A 1,656-nucleotide genomic window follows, 5' to 3' on the forward strand; every position below is an offset into this window, starting at 1 on the left:
TTATGAGCTAATCAAACATCATAATTTTTATGGAGAGTTTGATCCTGGCTCAGGATGAACGCTGGCGGCGTGCCTAATACATGCAAGTCGAGCGAACAGACGAGGAGCTTGCTCCTCTGACGTTAGCGGCGGACGGGTGAGTAACACGTGGATAACCTACCTATAAGACTGGGATAACTTCGGGAAACCGGAGCTAATACCGGATAATATATTGAACCGCATGGTTCAATAGTGAAAGACGGTTTTGCTGTCACTTATAGATGGATCCGCGCCGCATTAGCTAGTTGGTAAGGTAACGGCTTACCAAGGCAACGATGCGTAGCCGACCTGAGAGGGTGATCGGCCACACTGGAACTGAGACACGGTCCAGACTCCTACGGGAGGCAGCAGTAGGGAATCTTCCGCAATGGGCGAAAGCCTGACGGAGCAACGCCGCGTGAGTGATGAAGGTCTTCGGATCGTAAAACTCTGTTATTAGGGAAGAACAAATGTGTAAGTAACTATGCACGTCTTGACGGTACCTAATCAGAAAGCCACGGCTAACTACGTGCCAGCAGCCGCGGTAATACGTAGGTGGCAAGCGTTATCCGGAATTATTGGGCGTAAAGCGCGCGTAGGCGGTTTTTTAAGTCTGATGTGAAAGCCCACGGCTCAACCGTGGAGGGTCATTGGAAACTGGAAAACTTGAGTGCAGAAGAGGAAAGTGGAATTCCATGTGTAGCGGTGAAATGCGCAGAGATATGGAGGAACACCAGTGGCGAAGGCGACTTTCTGGTCTGTAACTGACGCTGATGTGCGAAAGCGTGGGGATCAAACAGGATTAGATACCCTGGTAGTCCACGCCGTAAACGATGAGTGCTAAGTGTTAGGGGGTTTCCGCCCCTTAGTGCTGCAGCTAACGCATTAAGCACTCCGCCTGGGGAGTACGACCGCAAGGTTGAAACTCAAAGGAATTGACGGGGACCCGCACAAGCGGTGGAGCATGTGGTTTAATTCGAAGCAACGCGAAGAACCTTACCAAATCTTGACATCCTCTGACCCCTCTAGAGATAGAGTTTTCCCCTTCGGGGGACAGAGTGACAGGTGGTGCATGGTTGTCGTCAGCTCGTGTCGTGAGATGTTGGGTTAAGTCCCGCAACGAGCGCAACCCTTAAGCTTAGTTGCCATCATTAAGTTGGGCACTCTAAGTTGACTGCCGGTGACAAACCGGAGGAAGGTGGGGATGACGTCAAATCATCATGCCCCTTATGATTTGGGCTACACACGTGCTACAATGGACAATACAAAGGGCAGCGAAACCGCGAGGTCAAGCAAATCCCATAAAGTTGTTCTCAGTTCGGATTGTAGTCTGCAACTCGACTATATGAAGCTGGAATCGCTAGTAATCGTAGATCAGCATGCTACGGTGAATACGTTCCCGGGTCTTGTACACACCGCCCGTCACACCACGAGAGTTTGTAACACCCGAAGCCGGTGGAGTAACCATTTGGAGCTAGCCGTCGAAGGTGGGACAAATGATTGGGGTGAAGTCGTAACAAGGTAGCCGTATCGGAAGGTGCGGCTGGATCACCTCCTTTCTAAGGATATATTCGGAACATCTTCTACGAAGATGAGGGAATAACGTGACATATTGTATTCAGTTTTGAATGTTTATTA

The 1,656-nt window shown here is 50.0% G+C and carries 1 rRNA gene; it reads left to right on the top strand.

What is annotated here, in order from left to right:
• The first annotated feature begins 26 nt into the window (after positions 1–26).
• Positions 27–1,577 (top strand): 16S ribosomal RNA (locus tag HMPREF2576_RS01405).
• The last annotated feature ends 79 nt before the right edge of the window (positions 1,578–1,656 follow it).

The organism is Staphylococcus sp. HMSC063F05 (assembly GCF_001837075.1).
Lineage (GTDB): Bacteria > Bacillota > Bacilli > Staphylococcales > Staphylococcaceae > Staphylococcus > Staphylococcus epidermidis.